Below are 3,435 nucleotides of genomic sequence, written 5' to 3' on the forward strand. Positions count from 1 at the left end.
GAACAATAAAGTGTATCAGAGTTTCAGCAGGCAGTTTTCTCTTACGAGTAAAATCACTAACAGGGTCATTGCAGTAACAAGCGATGTTGCTGCAAACCATTTTAATAGAACGATTAAAAACATTTAAAATCTTATCTGGAATCATAGGTAAAAATCCTCCTCTATAATTCCTTCGGATTATGTTTAAAATTCCGCTTTTTGGCTTGTCAAGCGTTTTTTACACTTCTTGCACAAAAAAAGAGCCCTACCTATTTATAGGTAAGACTCATAAATTTAAGAATTTGCTTAACTTAATGACATTGTTCTTTCCCTATTTTCTTTTTCCCTATATTTTCAAAGATACAACCATGTGCCGTATAATATTTATGCTTATTGATTTTTACAATATATGATTTTTTTCTGACTTGCACTCCACCGACAACATAACCACCATTCTGACTAGTAACACCTACAATTGTCCCTTTACATTTATCCCCTCCAAAAACAACATGGTATTTCATATAAAGTATCCACAGAGCACAAATAAATACTATGACACCAAAAACAATAAGCATCTCCATCACTTCACTCCTACAAAGGTATTCCTAAGATTAAAAACTACTTTACAATAATATTCTTAATCTTTACTATTCCTATACGAATTAAAATTCCATCAGCTTGCCGAAGCCATATCATCGAAATCAAAAGAATAAGAGCATATAATATAATCAAATTCTTTAATAGGATTCGTAGTAAATAAATAAGCAAAAACAAAGGAAGCATCAATAAAAATATGCATAGCAAATAACGAAAAGTAGTTCTTCCACTATCTTTTTGCCATTCGTCAAGATTTACACCACAAACACAGCTATTAGGAACCATCCATAACTTTGTATTAATTTTCTTTCCGCATTTTTTACAATATAGCTCTCTCATAAAACACCAATCCTTTTTAAAAATTTCAATCATTGATTAAATTCTTCTAATTTCAAACCTGTGTCCTTTTCAAAATCATTAGCCCATTCTTTATCGCAATAAAATACAATTCCTTCTTGATATCCATCACTTGTAAAATACAATTGTTTGCCTGTATCTTGACTTATAATAATTCTATTTAGATCATCTGCAACACTTGAGTCAAACCAATCTCCTTCAACTTTTGCATCAATGTTAAAATGTTGTCCATTCCAATCAAATGAAACACTTCTAGATCCAGTGCCATCTTCCCAATCAACAAGACTTGTATCTTCTACTATATTTGTAAAATTTAGTTCTTCTCTATCTAAATATGAAACACCAATTAAGAAGTTTTTATACATATTTTCAACATCAAATATTTCTACGTCAAAAGCATAAACTCCATTTTCAGATGGTTTCCATGTCATATTTTCATAATCGATATCCCCTTCTCCAAGTGATGTTAATAAATTCGCTGCTTTATTAAATTCTATTTCAGAAGGTAGTTCCTTATATCTTTGTTCTAGATTATAAACTAACTCATCATTAAGGCCATATTGTCTAAAATAGTTGATAATTCTTTATATGATTTATCCATTTCAACCCCTCCTCTATAAGATTCTTGATAGCTACAACCACAAAGTAATAAAGATATAGTCATAGCGGATGCCAATATTTTCTTCACAATATAAATCACTCCTATTCAAATAAAAAAAACGCATAATAACTAAATTAATTTTATCCGTTATTATGCGTTAAAAATCATCTTAAATTTGAACATGTTAAAAGGTAATATGGTTTTTGCAGTACAATTGAATTGCATTCTAAATAATATTTCATGTGCATAACAATCTCTCCCTTAATTAAATATTACCATTAACTTTTACTCCATTTTATCAAAATAGTTAATTTCTTACAATAACATACACTTATTTTGCAAAAAAAGTTAAACAACTCTTACTCGTACTTTTTTCCTATGTAATATACTGCACCTATTGATATAAGGATAACAATCCATAAAGCATACAATTTGATATTATCAAACAATTGATAGCCGCCCATTAATATAGAGATATGATAAAACAAAGGAGTACCTACCGCCATACATAAAGAATCAAAGCGTAATAACTTTAGTATTTCTGGCCAGTTTGAATTATTAAAAGTTAAGCCTGGCATATGAATTCTAAATATACCTTGTGATACATAATTGATTCTATTTTTGTCATAAAAAGATGGTAATTCTCTGGCATAAACACACGCCCATAGTGCAAAAATCATCATTACTCCTGAAACACAAGCAATTCCTCTTATATGTTCTAATGGGTATGTAGATACCAATAAATATAAACATTCTAAAATGACAATAAAACAAGATATCCCCCAAATTATTTTCCATTTTCTTTTATTATAGGAAACCATTGCTTTAACAGACGATTCTAATGAATACGAAACCATATTGTCTACATCATCATTTTGAATCATATCATGTCTATCTAGATATTCTCCCATCAATAATTCTGTCACACTAACTCCTAAACATTCAGCAATTGGAATCAATAATACTACATTTGGGAAACTTGCACCTCTTTCCCACTTACTCACAGTTTTATCAGATACAAATAATTGATCTGCTAATTCCTTTTGTGTTAAATTCTTTTCTTTTCTTAATTCAGTAATAAACTTACCAAATTTTTCATTGTCTATTTGTTGCATAAGTAAATTTACCTCCTTCTTTTACTTTACTCATTTTAAACAGTTGGAGATAAACCCCTCTAAGAACCGTACGTGCAGTTTTCCCGCATACGGATCCCCACTGTTACTTTTAAACATTCTTGTTATAAATGACTTTGTCACCGCACCAAATATCAACATAAATATAAGGATGAATGATTCGGTCTTTCCATATTTCATAGAACCTTTCCAATTTGAAACTTCTTCTTTGACTCCTTCGGTTTAACCATTTGAACGTTACATATAGCGAATGAATCCAAAGGTTTCTGACCTCTTTTATCATTCCACTTAAGCTGTAGTTGTTAAAACTACCAGTAAATTTCTTGTTCAACGCCTTCATGAATTCGTCAAATTGAGTGTTTCTATTCTCTTTGACCCATTTCTTCAAGTTAGATTTGAATTGCTTCTTCTTTTTGCGACTTATCTTATGTCCCACTGTGTAGTAGCCTTTTCTTGTCTTACTGTTGAAATGTGTAAAGCCTAGAAAATCAAAAGTTTCTATTGAACCACTATATCTTCCAAACGGAAGTATTCGTGTCTTTTCCTTGGACAGTTCCAATCCAAAAAGTTCCATTCTTTTAATAACGGCTTCATATACTCTTTGTGCATCTCTTTCATATTGAAACATTATCAGGAAATCATCGGCGAACCTTACCAGGTATGCTTCTCCATATAATTGTTTCTTGATGCGCTTTTCAAACCATAAATCCAATACATAATGTAAGTACACATTGGCAAGGATTGGACTAATCAGTCCGCCTTGTGGTG

General features: G+C 30.8%; 6 protein-coding genes. All 6 read right to left on the reverse strand.

Annotated elements, in window-relative coordinates; all coding sequences use genetic code 11:
- Positions 1–290: 290 nt before the first annotated feature.
- A complete protein-coding gene (locus tag LJE08_RS13095) occupies positions 291–560 on the reverse strand; it encodes a hypothetical protein (RefSeq protein ID WP_227403455.1) in 270 nt (89 codons plus the stop codon).
- Between the two features lie 37 nt (positions 561–597).
- The gene (locus LJE08_RS13100; RefSeq protein ID WP_227403456.1) at positions 598–948 is read right to left on the reverse strand and encodes a hypothetical protein; all 351 of its coding nucleotides are present in this window, start codon (positions 946–948) and stop codon (positions 598–600) included.
- A complete protein-coding gene (locus LJE08_RS13105) occupies positions 945–1,364 on the reverse strand; it encodes a hypothetical protein (RefSeq protein ID WP_118365974.1) in 420 nt (139 codons plus the stop codon). The genes LJE08_RS13100 and LJE08_RS13105 overlap by 4 nt, the downstream gene beginning before the upstream one ends.
- 107 nt (positions 1,365–1,471) lie before the next feature.
- Positions 1,472–1,633, reverse strand: coding sequence for a hypothetical protein (locus LJE08_RS13110; RefSeq protein WP_227403457.1), 162 nt, complete (start codon positions 1,631–1,633; stop codon positions 1,472–1,474).
- A gap of 260 nt (positions 1,634–1,893) precedes the next feature.
- A complete protein-coding gene (locus LJE08_RS13115; RefSeq protein WP_227403458.1) occupies positions 1,894–2,649 on the reverse strand; it encodes a helix-turn-helix domain-containing protein in 756 nt (251 codons plus the stop codon).
- Positions 2,650–2,758: 109 nt separating this feature from the next.
- A partial coding sequence (locus tag LJE08_RS13120) for a reverse transcriptase domain-containing protein (protein ID WP_227403459.1) occupies positions 2,759–3,435 on the reverse strand: 677 nt, incomplete at its 5' end.

It is taken from the genome of Holdemanella sp. DFI.5.55, from assembly GCF_020593575.1.
In the GTDB taxonomy this organism is placed as follows: domain Bacteria; phylum Bacillota_I; class Bacilli_A; order Erysipelotrichales; family Erysipelotrichaceae; genus Holdemanella; species Holdemanella hominis.